The sequence below is a fragment of the Hugonella massiliensis genome, from assembly GCA_001486445.1.
Classification (GTDB): Bacteria; Actinomycetota; Coriobacteriia; order Coriobacteriales; family Eggerthellaceae; genus Hugonella; species Hugonella massiliensis.
The window spans coordinates 35,146-54,937 of the sequence record LN908982.1 but is presented as its reverse complement, the minus strand read 5'-3'; the positions used below and the strand labels follow the sequence as shown (position 1 = coordinate 54,937).

General features: G+C 66.1%; 18 protein-coding genes. 12 read left to right on the top strand and 6 right to left on the bottom strand.

The window, feature by feature from the left end; translation table 11 throughout:
- Complete coding sequence (gene nrfD, locus BN3270_RS00430) at positions 1-876, top strand: NrfD/PsrC family molybdoenzyme membrane anchor subunit (RefSeq protein WP_058985170.1); 876 nt, start codon at positions 1-3, stop codon at positions 874-876.
- Positions 877-1,009: 133 nt separating this feature from the next.
- Here the strand turns inward: nrfD and BN3270_RS00425 are convergent, their stop codons facing one another.
- Positions 1,010-1,780 carry a transposase gene (locus BN3270_RS00425; protein ID WP_058985146.1) on the bottom strand — a complete coding sequence of 257 codons (771 nt, stop codon included), beginning with the start codon at positions 1,778-1,780 and terminating at the stop codon, positions 1,010-1,012.
- Positions 1,781-2,095: 315 nt separating this feature from the next.
- Between BN3270_RS00425 and BN3270_RS00420 the strand changes: the two genes are divergently transcribed.
- Positions 2,096-2,611: a ferritin gene (locus BN3270_RS00420; protein ID WP_058985145.1), complete on the top strand. Its 516-nt coding sequence runs from the start codon at positions 2,096-2,098 to the stop codon at positions 2,609-2,611.
- 291 nt (positions 2,612-2,902) lie between these two features.
- On the opposite strand, the gene BN3270_RS00415 is transcribed toward BN3270_RS00420, so the two are convergent.
- Complete coding sequence (locus BN3270_RS00415; RefSeq protein ID WP_058985144.1) at positions 2,903-3,274, bottom strand: phage holin family protein; 372 nt, start codon at positions 3,272-3,274, stop codon at positions 2,903-2,905.
- A gap of 166 nt (positions 3,275-3,440) precedes the next feature.
- On the opposite strand from BN3270_RS00415, the gene BN3270_RS00410 reads away from it, so the two are divergent.
- Positions 3,441-4,208, top strand: a complete 768-nt coding sequence (locus tag BN3270_RS00410; RefSeq protein ID WP_058985143.1) for a tyrosine-protein phosphatase — start codon at positions 3,441-3,443, stop codon at positions 4,206-4,208.
- A gap of 43 nt (positions 4,209-4,251) precedes the next feature.
- On the opposite strand, the gene rlmD is transcribed toward BN3270_RS00410, so the two are convergent.
- From rlmD to BN3270_RS00390, 4 genes are all read right to left on the bottom strand, one after another.
- A complete protein-coding gene (rlmD, locus tag BN3270_RS00405; RefSeq protein ID WP_082673220.1) occupies positions 4,252-5,877 on the bottom strand; it encodes a 23S rRNA (uracil(1939)-C(5))-methyltransferase RlmD in 1,626 nt (541 codons plus the stop codon).
- 76 nt (positions 5,878-5,953) lie between these two features.
- Positions 5,954-7,747, bottom strand: coding sequence for a carbon starvation CstA family protein (locus BN3270_RS00400; RefSeq protein ID WP_058985142.1), 1,794 nt, complete (start codon positions 7,745-7,747; stop codon positions 5,954-5,956).
- A 12-nt stretch (positions 7,748-7,759) separates the two neighbouring features.
- Positions 7,760-8,146: a hypothetical protein gene (locus BN3270_RS00395; RefSeq protein ID WP_058985141.1), complete on the bottom strand. Its 387-nt coding sequence runs from the start codon at positions 8,144-8,146 to the stop codon at positions 7,760-7,762.
- Positions 8,147-8,471: 325 nt separating this feature from the next.
- A complete protein-coding gene (locus BN3270_RS00390) occupies positions 8,472-8,813 on the bottom strand; it encodes a hypothetical protein (protein ID WP_058985140.1) in 342 nt (113 codons plus the stop codon).
- Between the two features lie 72 nt (positions 8,814-8,885).
- On the opposite strand from BN3270_RS00390, the gene BN3270_RS00385 reads away from it, so the two are divergent.
- From BN3270_RS00385 to BN3270_RS00345, 9 genes are all read left to right on the top strand, one after another.
- Positions 8,886-9,989: a Y-family DNA polymerase gene (locus tag BN3270_RS00385; protein WP_271711851.1), complete on the top strand. Its 1,104-nt coding sequence runs from the start codon at positions 8,886-8,888 to the stop codon at positions 9,987-9,989.
- Between the two features lie 133 nt (positions 9,990-10,122).
- Complete coding sequence (locus tag BN3270_RS00380) at positions 10,123-10,461, top strand: hypothetical protein (protein WP_058985139.1); 339 nt, start codon at positions 10,123-10,125, stop codon at positions 10,459-10,461.
- 88 nt (positions 10,462-10,549) lie between these two features.
- Positions 10,550-11,680 (top strand): tRNA lysidine(34) synthetase TilS, encoded by a 1,131-nt coding sequence (gene tilS, locus BN3270_RS00375; RefSeq protein WP_148335427.1) that lies wholly within the window; start codon positions 10,550-10,552, stop codon positions 11,678-11,680.
- 93 nt (positions 11,681-11,773) lie between these two features.
- Positions 11,774-12,397 (top strand): Maf family protein, encoded by a 624-nt coding sequence (locus tag BN3270_RS00370; RefSeq protein WP_058985137.1) that lies wholly within the window; start codon positions 11,774-11,776, stop codon positions 12,395-12,397.
- 269 nt (positions 12,398-12,666) lie between these two features.
- Complete coding sequence (hpt, locus tag BN3270_RS00365) at positions 12,667-13,221, top strand: hypoxanthine phosphoribosyltransferase (RefSeq protein WP_058985136.1); 555 nt, start codon at positions 12,667-12,669, stop codon at positions 13,219-13,221.
- A 49-nt stretch (positions 13,222-13,270) separates the two neighbouring features.
- Positions 13,271-15,427 carry an ATP-dependent zinc metalloprotease FtsH gene (ftsH, locus tag BN3270_RS00360; protein WP_082673219.1) on the top strand — a complete coding sequence of 719 codons (2,157 nt, stop codon included), beginning with the start codon at positions 13,271-13,273 and terminating at the stop codon, positions 15,425-15,427.
- A 71-nt stretch (positions 15,428-15,498) separates the two neighbouring features.
- Positions 15,499-16,806 carry a dihydropteroate synthase gene (folP, locus tag BN3270_RS00355; RefSeq protein WP_058985135.1) on the top strand — a complete coding sequence of 436 codons (1,308 nt, stop codon included), beginning with the start codon at positions 15,499-15,501 and terminating at the stop codon, positions 16,804-16,806.
- Positions 16,807-16,868: 62 nt separating this feature from the next.
- Entirely contained in the window at positions 16,869-18,371 is a 1,503-nt protein-coding gene (locus tag BN3270_RS00350) for an MATE family efflux transporter (RefSeq protein WP_058985134.1), read from the top strand.
- Positions 18,372-19,748: a DHA2 family efflux MFS transporter permease subunit gene (locus tag BN3270_RS00345; protein WP_058985133.1), complete on the top strand. Its 1,377-nt coding sequence runs from the start codon at positions 18,372-18,374 to the stop codon at positions 19,746-19,748.
- The last annotated feature ends 44 nt before the right edge of the window (positions 19,749-19,792 follow it).

The window sequence follows — 19,792 nt, the reverse complement described above, 5'->3', positions numbered from 1 at the left end:
ATGCAATTCGAACCCATCTGGGGCGTGCCCATCGCCCTCTACCTCTTCCTCGCGGGCTTGGGCGGCGGTGCGTTCATCGCGTCCGCGTTCGTGCATTGGAAGAACCCCGATGCCGAGGTCACGCGCAAGGCGGGCCACTTCATCGCTCCCGTGGTGGTGGCCGTGGGCCTGGTGCTGCTGATGCTCGACGCCCAGGGCGGCTTCCACAACCCGCTGCGCTTCGCCCTGCTGCTGCACAACCTGGGATCGGTCATGACCTGGGGCGTGATCTTCCTGGCGGCCTTCGAGGTGATTGCGCTCATCGCTGCGATCCTCGAGATCGTGAAGCGTGCGGTGCCGCTGTGGCTTGAAGCCGCCGGATCGATCTTCGGCGTGTGCGTGGGCGCCTACACGGGCTGCCTGCTCGGCGTGGTGAAGACCTTCCCGCTGTGGAACAACGCCATTCTGCCGGTGCTCTTCCTCGTGTCGGCCATCTCGACGGGCATTGCGGCCGTGATCCTGGCATCGCTCATCGCGGCGCCTAAGGAGGCCGAAGAGCTCGATGAGCTCAAGGGCTTCCACTATTGGATGCCCGTGGTGGAACTCGTGCTCGTCGTGGCCATGCTGTTCATCGTGAACAGCGCCGGCGATGCGGCTCATGCGTCGGTGGCTTCGCTCCTTTCGGGGGCGTGGGCTCCGGCCTTCTGGCTGGGCTTCATCGTCATCGGCCTGGTGGGGCCCACCTTGGTGGAAACCTACCTGCAGCGTGCCAAGGGCGCGAATGAGCGTGCGCTTGGCATCGGCAGCGAGGCCGGCGTGCTCATCGGCGGCTACCTGCTGCGTATGATGATCGTGATGGCGGCTCTGCCAATCACGCTCACCGTGGCCTGGCTCTAGCGCGCATCCGAGCGCGACGACATGCGGCCCCGAGGCGCTTCGAACGGCGCCCCGGGGCCGCTGCTTTTTTCGTGACGACGGGGACGGAGGGTGTCGTCCCACGAAAGTGAGACGACACCCTCCGTCCCCGTCGTCACGGGCCGCCTGCTTTGCCGCTCGGGATTCTTGCGATAATCCCGCGCGAAACGCCGGTAAGGCGCTCGATCTGGCGCACCGAAAGGCTCGCTTCCCTCATCCGGGCGATCGCCGCGTTGCGCTCGCGGCGGGGCATGCCCTTCACGTCCCCTGGCTTTGCCGGGGCGATAGCCTTGCTTGCAGCTGCATAGGCGGCGCTCGCATCGAGCAGGTTTCGCCCCCTGTTCTCGTCGATGCATGGGGCGCTTGGGTCCTTCTCGCCGTGAAAATCCAGGAATGCCTCGATCCCGCCGAAGACCGATAGGACGAACGCGGTGTCGGTGATGCTGGCCGGGCCGATGTATTCGGGAAAACTGCTCCACGGGTACGCTCTCATTGCTCCGAGGCCGGCGACTTCCGGATTCTGATGAATGTAGCGGACGACCGTCATCAAGTACGCATCCGATTCGACGGGTTCGCTCTTGAAGCGGCCTTGGAAAAGGTGGCCGACGTGTTCGTTGCGCATGTTGAAAACGATGGCATATGCCGAATCGAGTCTTTTCATCATGGTGGACAATTGCTCCGTCTCGGCCTTGACCAGCAGGTGTACGTGGTTGTCCATCAGACACCAGGCGAATAGAGAGCAGTCGTGCTCTTCGGCGAGCTTTGAAAGCATGCCGAGATACGTTTGACGGTCCCGGTCGTTTTCGAAGATTATTTGCCGCCCCGTTCCGCGCGCAACGACGTGGTGGACGTTGGATTCGCTTCGCTTTCGCGGTGAACGAGTCATGGCTACCCCCGGCTTCCCGCATTTGGACGAGACGCATGCCATGGTAGAAGCCTCATCCCCCGAATCGATTTGCTATCGGTCTCGTACCTGCCCCGGATTCCCATCTGGTGGAAGCGCGTTTCGTCTCGCGACTCAGCGTGTGACGACACCCTCCGTCCCCGTTGTCTCCCCGTCGTCTCCGATCGCGTTGTCAGTTGACGGTTCGATGAACCTGCCGCGTCATCGGGCAACAGGGCTAAAATGAACGCAGGAAAAACGTTGCGGGAAGGCCGGTCCCGCAGCTTGTCGAACGGCGCGAAAGGGTGATGAGCAACAATGGACAAACATGTTGCCGAACTCATTAACAAGCAGATCAACGCGGAATTCTATTCCGGGTACCTCTATCTGTCCTTCGCGGACTACTACGAGGAGCGCGGCCTGAAGGGCTTCGCTCACTGGTACCTGATCCAGGCCCAGGAAGAGCGCGACCATGCGCTCATCATGCGCAACTACCTGCACAGCAACGGCGAGAAGGTCACGCTTTCCGCAATCGACGAGCCGGGCAACTCCTTCGGCAACGACCTCGAGCCCCTCGAGGCCGCCCTCGAGCACGAGAAGTTCGTCACCTCGCTGATCAACGCGATCTACGCAGCCGCCGACGACGTGCATGACTACCGCACGATGCAGTGGCTCGACTGGTTCGTCAACGAGCAGGGCGAAGAAGAGGAAAACGCCCAGGATCTGGTCGCCCGCATGAAGCTCTTCGGCGGCGACGCCAAGTCGCTCTACGACCTCGACCAGGAATGCGCGGCTCGCGTCTACACGCAGGCGGCGCCGCTGGCGACCGCGTAAGCGCGCTCGCAGATTCGCCGTACGTTCGGCAACGGGAGAGGGGGCCTTCTGCGGAAGGCCCCCTCTTTGCGTGGAGGGAAGGGGCGGGCGAAGAGCTTCGGCTTGCACGAGGGAAGCGCCCCTGTCCCTTTACGCCACCCGGCCGCTCCCGCGCCTGCGCGTGACGACGGGGACGGAGGGTGTCGTCCCACTCGTGACGACGGGGACGGAGGGTGTCGTCCCACCCGTGACGACGGGGACGGAGGACGTCGTCCCACCCGGCCGCTCCCGCGCGACCCGGCCGAAGCGCCTCTACCCTTTCGCGCCGGTGAGGCCGTTCACGATCGCCCCGACGATCGACACGATGATCGCGGCGAAGAAGGCCGACCCGAATCCGGCGAAGTAGATGCCCACGCCGAAGAGGCCGCTTGACAGCCAGCTGGCCAGTTCGAGCATGAGGGCGTTCACCACGATGGCGAAAATCCCCAAGGTGAGCACGCTTACCGGCAGGCTAAGCACCTGCAAAAGGGGCTTCACCGACAGGTTGATGAGCGCGAGGAACAGGGCGACGACGGCCGCGCTCATCCAAGCGCTCGAGCCGCCGATGAAGGCGGTGCCGGGCACGATCCAGACGGCGGCCGCGATCGAGACGGCGCATCCGAGCCATTGCAAGAGAAACCTCATATGCTCTCCTTTCGCTTTCCTCCCATGCTAGCGCGACGGACCGTCGCGGCGCCGGCGGGCGCCGCGGACGTTACCGGCCGGTATCCCGTGCCCCCGTTCCGACGGGCGCCCGCCCCTTTTGCGCTCGCTTTGCGCGCCGGGGCGGCGCAACCCCTATACTCGTACCATGAACGAACTTTCCCATATCCTCAACCTGCGCGACCTGGGCGGCATCCCCGTTGCGGGCGGCCATCGCGTGCGCCATGGGCGTCTGTACCGCAGCGCGTCGATCGACGATATCACGCCCAAGGAAAAGCGCGCGCTCGTGCGCGACCTGGGCGTGGGCGCGATCATCGATTTGCGCAGCGGCCTGGGACGGACGAGCGACCCCTACGTGCCGGGCACCCTGCAGGTGCACGTGCCCTTGGTCCCCATGCGCAAAACCATGGAGCTCACCTTCGAAGACGGCAACCTGCGCCAGTTCCTGCGCGGGAAGTGGCGGCCCGACACCTACGACGTGTGCGGCATCTACCGACGGATGGTCGACCCGCAGACGGCCCCGCGATGGGCGCAGATCTTCCGCGTGCTCGTCGACTCGGACGGCAGCGCGGTGCTCTGGCACTGCGCCAACGGCAAAGACCGTACGGGCTTGGTGGCGGCGGTGATCCTGAAGGCCCTCGGCGCATCCGACGCCGACATCCGCGCCGACTACCTGCAGTCGAACTGGCAGCTGGCGGCTCATCGCACGGCTCTGCTGGTGAACGCGGCGCAGACGGGCAAGAAGCCCCGGGTCCCGCAGATGCTCGGCCCTCTGCTCGAAGCCCGCCCCGAGTTCCTGAATGCCGCCTTCGACGCGATTGACGAAGGCTACGGCAGCTTCGACGGGTTCATGGAGGACGCGGTGGGCTTCAGCATCGCCGAAGACGACCGGCTGCGCAGCCTGTTCCTGGAGTAAGCCCACCGCCGCGCTGCGGGTGGCCCGCCGCAGCGCGCACCGTCTACATTCGGGCTAAGAGCGCCACCGTCTCGATGTGGTCGGTGTGGGGGAACATGTCCACGGCGCGCAGGCGCTCGAGCCGGTAGCCGCCGCGCACGAGCTGCCGCACGTCGCGCACTTGGGTCTCGGGGTTGCATGAGATGTAGACGATGCGCCCGGGCGCCAGCGCGCAGGCGGCGTCGAGGAATTCCGGCGTCGAACCCGAACGGGGCGGGTCCATCATGAGCACGTCGAGTCCGTGGCCTTCGGCTGCCCGCCGGCGCAGGTAGGCGGTGGCGTCCTCGCAGATGAACTCCGCGTTTTCGATGCCGTTGTGCGCGGCGTTCTGGCGGGCGTCGCGCACGGCGGAGGCCACCTTTTCCACGCCGGTGACCGCCAGCCCCGGCATCGCCGCGGCGGCGACGAGCCCGATCGTGCCGGTGCCGCAGTAGGCGTCGAGCAGGCTCGCGGGCGCGTCGCCTGCTCGATCCTGCGCGCGGGATAGCTGCGCCATGTCGAGCGCGGTGCGGTAGAGCACTTCGGTTTGCACGGCGTTGACCTGGTAGAACGAATGAGACGAGATGCGGAAGGAGAGCCCGCAGAGGGTGTCGAGGATGAATCCCGGCCCCCAGATCGCATGGTCCTCCTCGCCCAGGATCGCGTTGGTCGCACGGGTGTTCACGTTCTGCACGACCGTCGTGACTTCGGGACAGCGGCGCACGAGCTCACGTGCGAAGCCCTTGGCGTTGGGGAAGGTACGGCCGTTGGTGACCACGGTGACGAGTACTTCGCCCGATTCGTGCCCGACGCGCACGACCACGTGGCGGATCAGCCCGGTGCCGGCGTCTTCGTCGTAGGGCTCGATGCGGTGGGCGACCATGATCTGGCGCACCGCTTCGATCACGCGGCGGCCGGCGGGGTGCTCGACCGGGCAGCGGGGCGCTTCGACGATGTGGTGGGTGCCGGCGGCGTACATGCCGCAGAGGATTTCGCGCTTCTCGCTCTCGTTGCGACCGTGGCGCTTGCCGTGGGGCTGCACGGGCAGAATGCGGCCGGGCGCGAAGGGCGAGGCGATTTTGTCGCGGTAGCCGAAGGGCTCCTTCATGCCGGCGATGGGCTCGACCGTGCAGTCGGGGCCCGCGAGGCCGTCGAAGAGCTCTTCGACCCGGCGCTGCTTTTCGGCCAGCTGGTCGGCGTAGGGAACGTCGATGCAGGAGCAGGCACCGCATTGGCGCGCGATGGGGCAGGGCCCCGCCGTGTCGGGTGCGGCCTTCGCGCGGCGAGGCACGCGTTCGGCGGTCGCGTGGCTGTGGCGCGCGCTGCGGGCGCCTTCGGCCTGCGCGTTCGGGGTGCGCGCCCCCGTCTTCTTGCGCGCGGCGCTGCGGGCGCCTTCGTTGCCGCGGATGCGGCCGTGCTCGTTGGGGGCGGGACGCGTGCCGCCGTGCGACGCGCCTTTGCGCGCAGGGCGCGTGCGGTCATCTGCGTGCGCGCGGCCGCCGGCGTGCGGGTTGTGCCGCTCGCCGGCGAGTTCGGCGTTCAATTTGCGGGCGATGGCGCGCGCTTCGCGCAGCTCCCGGCTTTCGCGGGAGGGGCGCGAAGAACGGTGGGGCCGCTTGCCCGAGGGGGTGGGGGAATTCTTCGTCTTCATGCGGCCATTATCGCACGGAGCCGCCCGCATTTCATCTGCGCAGGCGGCTCCGCTTCTCCCCGTGGGGCGCTTACGTCTATTCGGCGACGGGGCTCTCGGGCGCGCGATGCCCGAAGATCACCTTGGCCCCCTTCACCGCCAGCACGATGGCCAGGATGAACAGGATCACCGCCAGGACGAGCTGCAGGACCGAGGCGAACACCGTCGTGCCGGCCGCGATGGCGGCCACCTTGGCCTGCGCCGTCATGGCCAGCGAGGTGAGCGTCACGGCCAGCATGAAGACCATGGGCACGTAGAACATCTTGTTGTTCTTGCCGGCGTTGCCCAACCAGGCGCACACGGCCAGCAGGGCCAGCACGGCGAGCAGCTGGTTGGCGGCGCCGAACAGGGGCCAGATCACCGTGTAGCCGGTCATGCCCAGCACGATGCCGATGACGACCGTGATGATGGTGGCCACGTAGGGGTTGGTCATGGTCTTGGCCACGCCCGTCACATCGTCGGCGGTCTTGCCCACGGGAATCCAGAGCTCCTGGAACATGTAGCGGGCCAAGCGGGTGGCCGTGTCGAGCGAGGTCAGGCAGAAGGCCGACACCGCCAGGATGAGCAGGGCGTAGGCGAGTCCCTGGGTGTTTTCCAGACCGGGGATGCAGGCGAGCATCTGGGAAAGGCCGTCGGCGAACACCGCGGTGGGCGACGCGTAGCCGCCGGACTGGTATTTGGCCCACACGAAGCCCACGGCGCACAGGGAGATGATGGCCAGCAGGCATTCGATCAGCATGCCGCCGTAGGCGATGGGCTGGGCCTGGCGCTCGTTGTCGATCTGCTTGGACGTGGTACCCGAGGCCACCAGGCTGTGGAAGCCCGAAATGGCGCCGCAGGCGATCGCGACGAACAGAGCGGGGAAGAGCCAGCCGCCCTGCGCCGCCTTGTTGATGACGGTCTTGCCCGCTTCGTCGACGATCGCGGCCCCGTTGGCGTCGACGGCGGCATTGCTGGCGAAGAAACCGGTGAAGGCGGGAATCTGCAGGTCGGTGGCGAAACCGGTCACGCTGGCCCCCACGATGCCGATGACGGCGAGGATAATCATGCCGTAGAGCATGTAGCTGGACAGGTAGTCGCGCGGCTGCAGCAGGATCCATACCGGCGCGACCGAGGCGACGAGGATGTAGACGCCAAGGATGAGCATCCAGGTGGTGTAGTCGAGCGAGATGAGCGGGAACGTGTAGCCCACGGCGATGATCACGAGGATGACCGCGATCGCGCAGGCGATGTTGGCGGCGGCGGGAATCGTACGGCCGCGCGTGGCGATGCCCCACACGATGGCCACGCCGATGAAGAGCACCGAAATCATGGCCGTGCGCATGTTGGCCAGGTTGGTGGCCGGGGTCGCGTTGGGCAAGCCCGTCGCGAAGGTGTTGGCGACGATCGACGCGAAGGCGGCGACCACCAGCAGCAGGGTCAGGTAGGCGAACACGCAGAAGAGCTTCTTGGCCGTGCCGTCGATGTTCTCTTCCACGACGGCGGCGAGAGTCTGCCCTTTATGGCGGATCGAGGCGAAGAGGCTGCCGAAGTCGTGCATGGCGCCGAAGAAGATGCCGCCGATGAGCACCCACAAGGTCACGGGCACCCAGCCGAAGACGGCGGCCTGGATTGGGCCGTTGATGGGGCCCGCCCCGGCGATGGACGAGAAGTGGTGCCCGAGCACCACGTAGGGCGGGGCCGGCACGTAGTCCACGCCGTCCTCGCATTCATGGGCGGGCGTGGGGCGTTTGGGGTCGATGCCCCACTGCTTTGCGAGCCAGCCACCGTAGAAGATGTAGCCGGCAACGATAATCGCTGCTGAAACGATCAGCAGCACCAAGGCGTTCATGCAACTTCCTCCTTACACATGAGCTTCGTTTGGGCCCGCATTGGCGCGCAGCACATCGCGCAGCACCTTGCCGGCGCCGTTGGTGCAGAGGCGCAGGGTGCTCGCGTCGATCGCCGCCAGGCGCAGGTCGGACCATCCGTGGAACCCCAGCTTGAAGTTCTTCCGGTAGCGGGTGGCGCGCAGGGCCCGCGCCGCGTCCTCATCCACGGCGTCGGCTACGATCACCAAGCTGATCGCGCTCGACATGTGGGTGGGGCCCGGCTGCACCTTCTCGATCGCGTGCGTCTTCATGAAGGCGACCGCATCTTCCAGAGCCGCCACGTCGAGGCGGTCGAGGCAATCGAAGAACAGGTACTCGTGCGTAGAAGCCTCCCAGAGCTTGGCGCGACGGGAGAGCACGTACCGCTCGCCGTAGGAATGGAATTCCGCATAGCCCGCGAAGGAGCGGCCGGCGAAGGCGTAGGGCGTCGTGACGTCGAAATAGGCTTCGTGGGCCTTGACGAGGCGTTGGACGATCTGTTCTTTGGTTGCTTGGATGACGGTTCCTTTCGAAGGGCGCGCGAGGAGCGTGCGGGTTCTGTCGCCCCGCCCGGGCGCTTATCAGGAGCGCTTCCTTAATGCGGGGCACTATCGCAGATTAGAGTGCGATAGCGCCCCCAGGGGGGAAGGTGGGCGAACGGCGCCGATGATCCAGCGAACGGTTGCGGAACCGGCGTTTTTGCGTCTAGGCGCTCTCGCTGGCGCCGGGCAGAGTGCGGTCGTAGGCGTAGACCCACCAGACCAAACGTTCCGGTTCGCCCATCGACGGCACGGCCACGCGCCTCTCGAGGAAGAGATCGGTTTCATGGCCGCCGAACCGCACCCGGTAGCGCTTCACCTGGCGCCCTTTGCGCATCACGCCGAATTGGCCTTCGTCGATGACTTCGTCGATGGGAAAGCTGCGCCCGTCCTTCCACTGCACCACCACGGGCTCGATACCGCCGAACCGCGAAAAGCGCGCGACGACGTCGACGCATTCGCGATGAACGCGCCGACGCGAATCGTCCGATGTCTTCCATTCCTCCATATGTGTTAGTATCGAACAAACGTTCGCTCAATGGTAGCGAACAGACTGTGGATTCGCCGTGAGGGAGGGGCCGTGCCCGAAAGAACGTACCTGTGCATCGACTTGAAGTCCTTCTACGCGAGCGTGGAATGCGCCGATCGCGGGCTCGACCCCTTCACCACCAACCTGGTGGTGGCCGACCCGGAACGCAGCGCCAACACCATCTGCCTGGCCATCACCCCGGCCCTGAAGGCGCGCGGCGTGCGCAACCGCTGCCGGGTGCGCGATATCCCGCCCGGCATCGACTACCTTGTCGCCGTGCCGCGCATGCGCCGCTACATGGAAGCGTCCATCGACGTCGTGAGGGTCTACCTGAGGTTCGTCTCGCACGACGACATGCACGTCTACAGCGTCGATGAGTCCTTCATCGACGTCACGCCCTACCTGTCGCTGTACCGTTGCGACGCCCGCACCCTGGCCCGCCGCATGATCGACGCGGTGCGGCGGGAGACGGGCATCACCGCCACGGCGGGCATCGGCTCCAACCTGTTTCTGGCCAAGGTGGCCTTAGACGTGTGCGCCAAACACGCGCCCGACGGCATCGCCGAGCTCGACGAGGAGTCCTTCCGCCGCGACATCTGGTTCCATCGGCCCATTACCGACATATGGGGGATCGGCCGCGGCATCGCCCACCGGCTCGAGCGCTACGGTGCGCGCGATCTGGCGGGCGTGTGCGCCCTGCGACCGGCCACTCTGCGGCGCGAGTTCGGTAAGAACGGCGACCTGCTCATCGACCACGCCTGGGGGCTCGAGCCCACGACGATCGCTCAGATCCACGCCTATCGGCCCAAGGGGTCGTCGGTGGGCAGCGGGCAAGTGCTCATGCGTGACTATTCCGCGGCCGAAGCGCGCACGGTGCTCAAAGAAATGGTGGTCGATACGGCTCTGCGGCTCGTGTCGGAAGGCAAGGCCTGCACGGGCGTATCGGTGGGGGTGGGCTTCGCCGGGGCTTTTGCCGAGCGCTTTGCAGGCGGGGCGGGCGGCAGCGCCCGACTTGCGCAGGCCACGTGTGCCGAACCCGACCTGACGGACGCCTGCTTGGCGATCTACGACGCGCATGTCGAGCCGGCGGCGCTCGTGCGTCGTTTGCAGGTGGCCTTCACGGGGCTCGTGCCCTCCCGGGCCTGTCCCCTTTAAACACCTTCATGCGTACTACAGAACGGGCCACGGGCGCTGCGTCCGTCGCGCGTGGCCCGCGCCGCCCTCGCCGTGCGCGGGCGCTTCGGGGCAAACGCCTTGCTCACGGGCACGAGCCTTCTTCCCGAAGCAAATGCGCGCGAACGTCACGGGCAGGTGGGCGGTCATCGTGCTTAAAGGCGACCATGCAAGCCCCCGGGTGCCCGACGCGCGGGCCTGGGGCGACCTTTCGGGGCCCGAGCGCGCGCGCCGCCAGGCGATTCTCGACGACATCCGCCGGCGCGTCGACGAAAACGGGCCGCGCTTCGCCGTGGCCAGCGACGACCGCGCACGCCAGTTCATCCCCTTTGCCGCCCTGACCGGCTACGGTGATCTGCTCGACGAAACCTTCGAAGAGGCCGACGCCGGCTCCTGCGAGAGCGGGCCTCCCCGCGCAGGCGACGGCGCGTCCCTCATCGACCCCGCTTGCTAAGGGCGCCGCTCGGCCACACAATAGGGGAAACGGCGCATGCGGCCCCGGGGCGGCCGCATGCCGGTTGGCGGCAGAAGGAGGAAGAATCATGGCGGTCCTGCGCGAATCGACCGAAGAACGCGTGGCGCGCACGATAGCCGAACGCAGCCTGGCGGGTTCGGCGACTCCCGTGCTGCTCATGGTGTCGGGCGGGTCGGATTCCACGGCTATGGCCTATCTGGTCTGCGATCGTGCGGCTGCGGGCGCTGTGGGCCCGGTGGGCATCCTGCACGTGAACCACCATCTGCGCGGGGCCGACGCCGACGCCGACGCCGCCTTCGTGGAATCCCTGGCCGCGGCGCTCGGCGTGCCCTTCTTCCTGGCCAACGTCGACGTGGCTCGGCTCGTTGGCGAATCGGGCGGCAACCTGGAAGCCGTGGCCCGCCGCGAGCGCTACCATGCGGCTGACGAAGCGCTCGAGAAGCTCTGCCTACAAGCGGGCGCGCCCGTGCACGAGGGCCGCATCTTCGTTGCCCACACCCAGGACGACCGGGTCGAGAACTTCTATATGCGCTCGATCGTGGGGACGGGGCCGGGCGGCTTTCGATCGATGCGCTACGCCAACGGCAACGTCGTGCGCCCCTGCCTCGACGTGGGCCGCGGCGACCTGCGCGATTACCTGCGCCGCCGCGCGCTCGATGCCGCGGCCGATGCGAGTGTGCCTCTGGTGCGCGACGAGGCGGGCGCCCTGTGGCGCGAGGACGCCACCAACGCCCACACCGACCGCTTCCGCGCCTTCGTCCGCCACGAGATCGTCCCGCGCGCCAAGGAGCGCAACCCGCGCCTGCTCGACACTCTCACGCGCACGATGAACCTCATCGCCGACGAAGACGACATGCTCGAGCGCGAGGCGGCCGCCGCGGTGGGGGCGCACGTGGAATGGGTCTCGCCGGCCGATCCGCCTGCGTGGGCCGAAGGCTGCGTCTTCCTGCCCTCTTTCGGCGCGGTGCCCGTTCCGCTCGCGCGACGGGCGGTCGACCGGGTGCTCGCCCGCATGCTGCCTTTGGCCTCGCGCGTCGAGGCGGCGTCGGTCGATGCGGTGGTGGCCGCCTTCGCCGACGGCGCCCCCATCGGCGGCTACACGGCAAACATCCAGGGCGACCTGGCGGTTTCGGCCAACAAGCGCGGCGTCCGCCTCGAGCCCATGGCCGCCTACCGAGCCCGGCGCAAGCGCCTCTAGGCCGGCATGCCGCGCAGTCGCGCTAGAATCGGTTCGGTAACTTCGCGCGGCGCGCTACCCGGCGCCCGCATCCCAACGAAAGGCTCGCATCCTATGAACGTCATCCTCGCCTCTGGGTCCCCCCGCCGCCGGCAGCTGCTGCACGATGCGGGCGTCGCCTTTTCCGTGGAACCCTCCGACGCCGACGAATCGCTCGACGACGACCTGCGCGCCAACCCCGCTAAGGCGGCGCGCGCCGTGGCCGAGCGCAAGGCGGCTTCGGTCGTCCAGCGCCTGATCGGCGGCGAACCCGTCCCGGGGCGCACCTGCGTGATCGGGGCAGACACCATGGTCGTGCTCGACGGCGCGATTTTCGGCAAGCCCCACACCTATTCCGAAGGCGTGGGCATGCTGCGCAAGCTTTCGGGCCGCACCCACGAAGTGATCACCGGCGTGTCGGTATGGATGGTAGACGTCGACGACGAGGGCAAGGTGAGCCTGGGTCGCCAGGGCTTTTCCGAGACGAGCGAGGTTACCTTCAAGTGCCTTTCCGACGATGATGTCGCCGCTTACCTGCGCAAAGGGGAAAGCTACGACAAGGCGGGCGCCTATGCCATCCAGGGCGCGGGCGCCGATCTGGTCGAGCGCTACGAGGGCGACTACGCAAACATCGTGGGCCTGCCCGTCGACACCCTGCTCGCGCTCTTTCCCGACCTCAAGGGGCAAGCGTCCGAATGAATCGGGGGAGGGGCGCGTCAAAGACCGCGTCTCTGCGACTCAGCGCGGCGCTCCGCCCGCGTGTGCCAAGCCCACGGGGCGTGGCACGCGCGGCTGTCGTGCGCCCTCTGCCTGCGGCGCACCGTGGAAATAGCGTGCGGTCTGCCGGCGCGTTACCGGATTGTATCCCTATGATTTTTTCCTTTTGCTAAACTCGTCACCTACGGCATGTCCAGGTTCGCAGTGCGCATGGTGCGTACGCCTGGCTCTACAGAAAGAGGGTTGCGCGCATGCAAGCTGTGCACGAAGACATCGATCGAGTACTGTTTACCGAAGAGGACCTGCGTGCACGGGTGAAAGACATGGGTCGCCAGATCACGGCCGACCATGAGGGCGAAAGCCTTCTCGTCGTATCGGTGCTGCGCGGCGCGGCCATCTTCATGGCCGACCTGGTGCGCGAAATCGACCTTCCGCTCGAAATGGACTACATGGCCATCTCGAGTTACGGCAACGGCGTCAAGAGCTCCGGCATCGTTCGCATCCTGAAGGACCTGACCTCGTCGGTCGAAGGCCGTCACGTGCTCATCGCCGAGGACATCCTCGACTCCGGTCTCACGCTCAAATACCTGATCCGCAACCTCGAATCGCGCAACCCCGCGTCAATCGAGGTCGCCACGCTCTTGCGCAAGAAGACCAAGGCCCAGGCCGACATCGACTGCCGTTACGTTGGTTTCGAATGCCCCGACGAGTTCATCGTCGGCTACGGGATGGATTACGCAGAGCGCTATCGCAACCTTCCCTACATCGGCGTTCTGAAGCCGGAAGTATACGAACGGGCGCAGTAGGCGCTCTCATAGGCCCGGGCGGGCCCGGGCAAGAGGAAGCAACGGACACATGCCAAAACCACAACCACCCAAGATGCCCAATTCCCGCACCACGATTGTGTGGACCATCCTCATGGTACTCATCTTCGTGTTCCTGGGCGCCCAGTTCGCGGGCGTGGGCGGACCTTCCCAGCAAACCCAGACCGACACGCTCATCACGTCGGATTTCATTTCCGCCGTCGATGACGGCCGCGTCACGTCGGTGACTTACGACACCGGCAGCGACACGGTCACGGGTACCTACTACCCGGCAGCGACCGCCGGCTCTTCGGCGACCGACGCCTTCAACACCGCCTTCAGCGCCCTGAACTCGGCGCTCGGCGTGCAGAAGACGAGCGACGGCGCCTCGATCGGTGCGGGCGTGCAAACTCAGGACCTCGACGAGCAGAACCTGGGCGAGGAGCGCCACTTCACCACCACCTGGGTGGGCAACGACTCGCTCAGCGAGCTCATGGCGGCCCATCCCAACGTGCACTACGAGGTCTCGCTGCCGAGCGGGCTTATGAGCGCGCTCATCTCGTACCTGCCCATGATCATCCTCACGGTCTTCTTCATCTGGATGTTCTACCAGATGAGCAAGGCCAACAATTCCCAGATGTCCTTCGGGCGCACCAAGGGCAAGCTCGCCAACGAAGAGCGCCCCGACGTGCACTTCTCCGACGTCGCTGGCGTCGACGAGGCCGTCGAGGAAATGAAGGAGATCAAGGACTTCTTGGCCAATCCCCAGAAGTACCAGGAAGTGGGCGCGAGCATCCCGCGTGGCTGCCTGCTGGTGGGCCCTCCGGGCACCGGTAAGACCCTGCTCGCCAAGGCCGTGGCCGGCGAGGCGGGCGTCCCCTTCTTCAGCATTTCGGGCTCCGACTTCGTCGAGATGTTCGTGGGCGTGGGCGCCAGCCGCGTGCGCGACCTCTTCAAACAGGCCAAGGAAGCGGCCCCGTCGATTATCTTCATCGACGAGATCGACGCCGTGGGTCGCCAGCGCGGCGCCGGCCTGGGCGGCGGCCACGACGAGCGCGAGCAGACCTTGAACCAGCTGCTCGTGGAAATGGACGGCTTCGAGGCCAACGATTCGGTGGTCCTCATCGCCGCCACCAACCGTGCCGACGTGCTCGACCCGGCCCTGCTCCGCCCCGGCCGCTTCGACCGCCAGATTGTGGTCGACGTGCCCGACGTGCGCGGCCGCGAGCGCATCCTCGAAGTGCATGCCAAGGGCAAGCCGATCGCCCAGGACGTCGACCTCGACCGCATAGCCAAGCTCACCCCGGGCTTCACGGGCGCCGATCTGGCCAACCTCCTCAACGAGTCGGCCCTTCTTACCGCCCGCCGCGGCAAGAAGGTCATTTCTCAGCAGGAAGTCATGGAATCGATGGAGCGCGTCATCGCCGGTCCCGAACGCAAGGGCCGTGTCATGGACGACCACACCAAGAAGACGATCGCCTACCACGAAAGCGGCCATGCCCTGGTGGGTCACACCCTGCCGCTGGCCGACCCGGTGCAGAAGATCAGCATCGTGTCGCGCGGCCGTGCCCTGGGCTACACCCTGTCGATCCCCAAGGAAGACAAGGTGCTCAACAGCCGTAACGAAATGCTGCAGGAGCTCGCTGTCTTTCTGGGCGGTCGCGTCGCCGAAGAAATCTTCTGCGAGGACATCACGACGGGCGCCAGCAACGACCTGGAACGCGCCACCAAGATGGCCCGCCAGATGGTCACCCAGTACGGCATGAGCACGGAGCTGGGCACGCAGATTTTCGGCCAACCCAACCACGAGGTCTTCCTGGGCCGTGATTACGGCAACACCCAGGACTATTCGGAAGAGACCGCCCGCCGCATCGACGACGAGGTTGCCCGCATCATGAAGCAGGCCCACGACACCGCCTACGAGATTCTGTCGGCCCACAAAGACCAGATGGACCTCATGGCGAACGTCCTGCTCGAGCGCGAGACGATCGACGGCGAAGCCTGTCAGGCCCTGCTCAACAACACCTGGAACGAGTACCTGGAACACGAGCAGAGCGAGGAGGGGCGTGCGGCTCGCGAAAAGGCGGCGACCACGGTGGTCAACCGCGAAGAGCCCGCTCCGTCAGCTCCCGCCACCTCGGCCGCGCCTCAGGCGCCCGGGCCCGATTCTGCGGCTCCCGCGCACGACCCGACCGATCCGCACGCGTAACCCCTTAGCCGTCGGCTCCGTGCCGACGGCTTTTTTTCTTGCCGTTTATCTCCCTGGAAGGAAAGCGCATCATGATTTGGAAATGCGGCACCTATGCCTTCGATACCCAGCTGCCCGTTGTCATGGGCATCTTGAACGTCACGCCCGACTCCTTTTCCGACGGCGGCTCCTACGCCGACGTCGATGCGGCCGTGGCGGCCGGGAAGAAAATGCACGAAGAGGGCGCCCTCATCATCGACGTCGGTGGTGAGTCGACGCGCCCCGGCTCTGCCGAAGTGCCGGTTGAAGAGGAGCTGCGCCGCGTGGTCGACGTCGTGCGCCGTCTGGCTGCCGATGGCATCTGCGTGAGCATCGACACCCGCCACGCCCCGGTGGCCCAGGCCTGCGTGGAGGCGGGGGCGTCCATCGTAAACGACGTGTCGGGCTTCCGCGACCCCGCCATGGTCGAGGTGGCGACCGCGAGCGAGGCCGGTCTCATCGTGATGCACATGCAGGGCGAGCCCAAGACCATGCAGGAGGCCCCGCACTACGACGACGTGGTGACCGAGGTCCGCGATTACCTGGTCGCCCAGGCTCATATGCTCGAAGAGCACGGCGTCGCCCGCGAGCGCATTTCCATCGACTTCGGCCCGGGCTTCGGGAAGACGGCCAGCCAGACCACCGAGCTCGTGCGCAACATCCAGGAGTTCGCGCGCACCGGTTACCCCGTCGTCGCGGCCCTGTCGCGCAAGAGCTATATCGGCAAGATGTACGGCATCGACGTGCCGGCCGACCGTGACGAGGCGAGCGCCCAGGAAGCGCTATTGGCCTGCGAGCAGGGGGCGTCGATCGTGCGCGTGCACAACGTTCCTCTCACGGTGGAAAAGCTTGCCGACGTGCGCCCCTACGTGTTGCTGGGCCTTGGCTGCAACGTCCCCCTCGTGGCCAATCCGGGCGAAGAGCGCGAGGGCAAGGTGGCCATGATCAACCAGGCGATCGGCGAGCTCTGCCTGCTGCCCGACAGCCAGGTCATCGACGTGTCGAGCATGTACGAAAGCGATCCGGCCTACAAGGAGGACCAGCCGTCCTTCGTGAACGCGGTCGTCCTCATGCGCACGGGCTTGGCCCCGCGCGACCTCCTTCAGTTCCTGCATACGATCGAAGACCACCTGGGCCGCGTGCGCGCCGAGGCCAACGGCCCGCGTACCTGCGACATCGACATCCTCGACTACCAGCTCTACGCGAGCGACGACGAACAGCTCACCCTGCCGCACCCCCTGCTCACCGAGCGCGACTTTGTCGTGAAGCCCCTACTTGAGCTTCTGCCCCGTCACGTCCTTTCCGATGGCACCCCGGTCACGGAACATACGGTGCGGGTGGGGAAGGCTACGCGCATCTAGGCCTTCATGCTTTCTCCTTGATTGCGGCGTACCGTTAATCGGTCATACCTGCAAGGAGCATCATGAACGAAACCGAACAGCATATCGAAGCGGAGGCACCCGGCGCGCCCTCGCGCGTGGGCAGCGACTCAGCGCATCCCACGCGCGACGACAAGGTCTCGCGCATGGGAACGGAATCGATTCCGCGCCTCATCACCGAATTTGCCATCCCGTCCATCGTGGGCATGTTGGTGGGTGCCGCCTACAACATCGTCGACTCGATCTTTTTGGGCCAGGCCATGGGGCCGACGGGCCTTGCGATTACCACGGCCGCCATGCCTATCATGATCATCTTCATGGCCATCGCCATGCTTATCGGCAACGGCGGCAATGCCCTGACGGCCCTGCGTTTGGGCGAGGGTGACCGCGAGGGCGCCGAAGTCACCCTGGGCAACACGACCACCCTGACGATTCTTGTGTCCGCCCTCGTCGCCGTCATCGCCTTTATCGAGCCCTGCATCAACTGCTTGCTGTCCATTTCGGGTACGACCCCCGAGGTGTGGGACGCCACCAAGCAGTTCGTCCAGATTCTTTCGGCGGGCTTCATTCTTCAGTGCTTCGGTTTCGGCGTTAACAACTTCATCCGAACGGCCGGCAGCCCCAACATCGCCTTGGGCACGAACGCGATCGGCACTCTTGTCTGCATCGTTGCCAACTACCTGTTCGTGATGGTCATGCACCTTGGCACGGTAGGAAGCGCCTGCGCCACCCTCACCGGTCAGGCCGTGACGGCGGTGCTCGTCCTGCTCTATTTCACGGTGAAGAAGAACGTCCCCCTGCGCTTGCACGCCCGTTTTATGCCCTTGAAGGGGCGTGTGGTGCACCTGATCTTGTCGCTGGGCTTCGCGAGCTTCGCCGTGCAGGCGGCTGCCGCCGTGGTGAACTTCGTGCTCAACAACCTGCTCGTGAAATACGGGGCGCTCACGCCCATGGGGGCCGAAGAGGCTCTTGCGTCGATCGGCGTCGTACAGCGCGTGGCCATGGTCGCGGTCATGCCCCTGGTGGGCGTGGCGATTGCTATCCAGCCGCTGCTAGGCTTCAACTACGGCGCCCACCTATTCGCTCGTGTGCGCACCACCTTGAAGGACGGCATTGCGGGGGCTACGGCGATTTCCATCTTCATGTGGGCGATCGTGCACCTCTTCCCCAACCAGATTGTGGCGGCCTTCGGCATTGCCGACCCCAACCTCGTCGACTTCACCGTCTTCGCGCTGAAGGTCCAGCTCATGCTGCTGCCTTTCGTGGGCTTCCAGATCGTGGGGTCCAATTACTTCCAGGCAACGGGTCAGCCGATGAAATCGGCCTTCCTGTCCCTTACGCGCCAGGTGCTCTTCCTCATTCCGCTCTACCTGTGGCTGCCCACCGTCCTGCCGGTCTGGTTCCCCCAGCTCACCGGCCTGGACGCCCTCTATTTCGCCGTTCCCGTAGCGGACTTCCTGGCTATCTTCACCACGATTCTGTTCATGGTGCACGAATCCCGCCGGATGGGCCGGCTCGAGCGGGGCGAGTTGGAAGCGACCTTCTAAATGACGGCGCAAGGGAAGGACTCCGGGCCCGGCGCACGCTACGGCGTGCTGGCGATCATGATCTGCGGCACCATGCTGTGCGGCATCTCGCAAACGGCCATGAACACCATGCTGCCCGCGGTGCTTCCCGAAATAGGGACCGACGTGGCCACGGGCCAGTGGCTCGTGACGATTTTTCAGCTCTGCCTGGGCGTCACGATGCCGGTGGTGGCCTTCCTGTCCCGGCGCTTTAGCCTGCGACGGCTCTGCGTGCCGTCGATGCTCGTGTTCGCGGTGGGTATCGCCCTTGTGGGGGCAGGAAGGAATTTCTGGGTGCTCTTCGCGGGGCGTGCCATCGAAGGGGTGGCGACGGGCGTCCTTATGCCCCTGGTGCAGGTGGTGGTCTTCACGCGTTTCCCGCCTCAGCGCTGGGGCACCATCATGGGCTTCGTGGGCCTTACCTTCGGCTTCGCTCCCAATGTGGGACCCACGATTGCGGGCGCGGTAACGGCCCTGTTGGGCTGGCGTGTCTTCTTCGCGGGCGCCTTCGTACTTTCGCTGGCGATTATGGCGGCTATGGCGGCCTGCCTTAAGGACGCGCGTCCCGGCGACGATGCGGCCCGCCTCGACGGGCCCTCCCTGCTCCTTTCGATTCTGGGATTCGGCGGCCTTTTGCTGGGCGTGTCGAACGCGGCGAAAACGGGCCTGGCGAGCCCGGCCTGCCTGGTGCCGATCGCCGTGGGGTGCGTCTTCGTGTTCCTCTTCGTGCGTCGCGAGGGGCGGGTGGACAACCCCATGCTCCGTTTGGCTCCCTTCCGCGCGCGGGATTTCTCTCTGGGCACCGTCATGGTGTCGCTGCTCTTCTGCGCCTTCATCGGCGTGACCCTCGTGCTGCCGCTTGAGCTGCAGAAACTGCACGGATTCGACGCCCTGCAGGCGGGGATGGCGCTGTTGCCCGGCACGGTGGCCGCCTTGGTAATGTCACCTCTGGGCGGCGTGCTCACCGACCGGATGGGCGCCCGCTTCGTCTGCGTCCTGGGGTCCACCCTGCTCACGGTGGGCACCGTGCTCATGCTGCACCTCAGTGCGATGGATTCGCTTGCCCAGGTCATGGCCCTGCAGGCGGTGCGTGCCTTCGGTATCTCCTCCCTTATCGTGCCCTACACCACCTGGAGCGTGCGCGGCCTGCCGCGTGCCGAGGTTGCCGACGCCACGTCGATTTCCAACGCCGCCCGCCAGATCGCTGCGGCGATCGGCACCTCGGCGATGGTGTTGCTCATGGCCGGCGGGGCGACCGATGGATCGGTGACGGCGGCCGGCGTCGATGCGGCGATGGCGCTCTCGCTTGCGCTCACGGTGGGGATGGCCCTGCTCACCTTCGTCTTCGTGAAAGAGTGACAACAGGATGCGTCCCCGTTGTCCCACTTGTGACAACGGGGACG

Bases quoted from the DNA above. Each gene is read 5' to 3' on its own strand.
- nrfD (WP_058985170.1), top strand. From the start codon at position 1: ATGCAATTCGAACCCATCTGGGGCGTGCCCATCGCCCTCTACCTCTTC.
- BN3270_RS00425 (WP_058985146.1), bottom strand. From the start codon at position 1,780: ATGACTCGTTCACCGCGAAAGCGAAGCGAATCCAACGTCCACCACGTC.
- BN3270_RS00420 (WP_058985145.1), top strand. From the start codon at position 2,096: ATGGACAAACATGTTGCCGAACTCATTAACAAGCAGATCAACGCGGAA.
- BN3270_RS00415 (WP_058985144.1), bottom strand. From the start codon at position 3,274: ATGAGGTTTCTCTTGCAATGGCTCGGATGCGCCGTCTCGATCGCGGCC.
- BN3270_RS00410 (WP_058985143.1), top strand. From the start codon at position 3,441: ATGAACGAACTTTCCCATATCCTCAACCTGCGCGACCTGGGCGGCATC.
- rlmD (WP_082673220.1), bottom strand. From the start codon at position 5,877: ATGAAGACGAAGAATTCCCCCACCCCCTCGGGCAAGCGGCCCCACCGT.
- BN3270_RS00400 (WP_058985142.1), bottom strand. From the start codon at position 7,747: ATGAACGCCTTGGTGCTGCTGATCGTTTCAGCAGCGATTATCGTTGCC.
- BN3270_RS00390 (WP_058985140.1), bottom strand. From the start codon at position 8,813: ATGGAGGAATGGAAGACATCGGACGATTCGCGTCGGCGCGTTCATCGC.
- BN3270_RS00380 (WP_058985139.1), top strand. From the start codon at position 10,123: ATGCGCGCGAACGTCACGGGCAGGTGGGCGGTCATCGTGCTTAAAGGC.
- tilS (WP_148335427.1), top strand. From the start codon at position 10,550: ATGGCGGTCCTGCGCGAATCGACCGAAGAACGCGTGGCGCGCACGATA.
- BN3270_RS00370 (WP_058985137.1), top strand. From the start codon at position 11,774: ATGAACGTCATCCTCGCCTCTGGGTCCCCCCGCCGCCGGCAGCTGCTG.
- hpt (WP_058985136.1), top strand. From the start codon at position 12,667: ATGCAAGCTGTGCACGAAGACATCGATCGAGTACTGTTTACCGAAGAG.
- ftsH (WP_082673219.1), top strand. From the start codon at position 13,271: ATGCCAAAACCACAACCACCCAAGATGCCCAATTCCCGCACCACGATT.
- folP (WP_058985135.1), top strand. From the start codon at position 15,499: ATGATTTGGAAATGCGGCACCTATGCCTTCGATACCCAGCTGCCCGTT.
- BN3270_RS00350 (WP_058985134.1), top strand. From the start codon at position 16,869: ATGAACGAAACCGAACAGCATATCGAAGCGGAGGCACCCGGCGCGCCC.
- BN3270_RS00345 (WP_058985133.1), top strand. From the start codon at position 18,372: ATGACGGCGCAAGGGAAGGACTCCGGGCCCGGCGCACGCTACGGCGTG.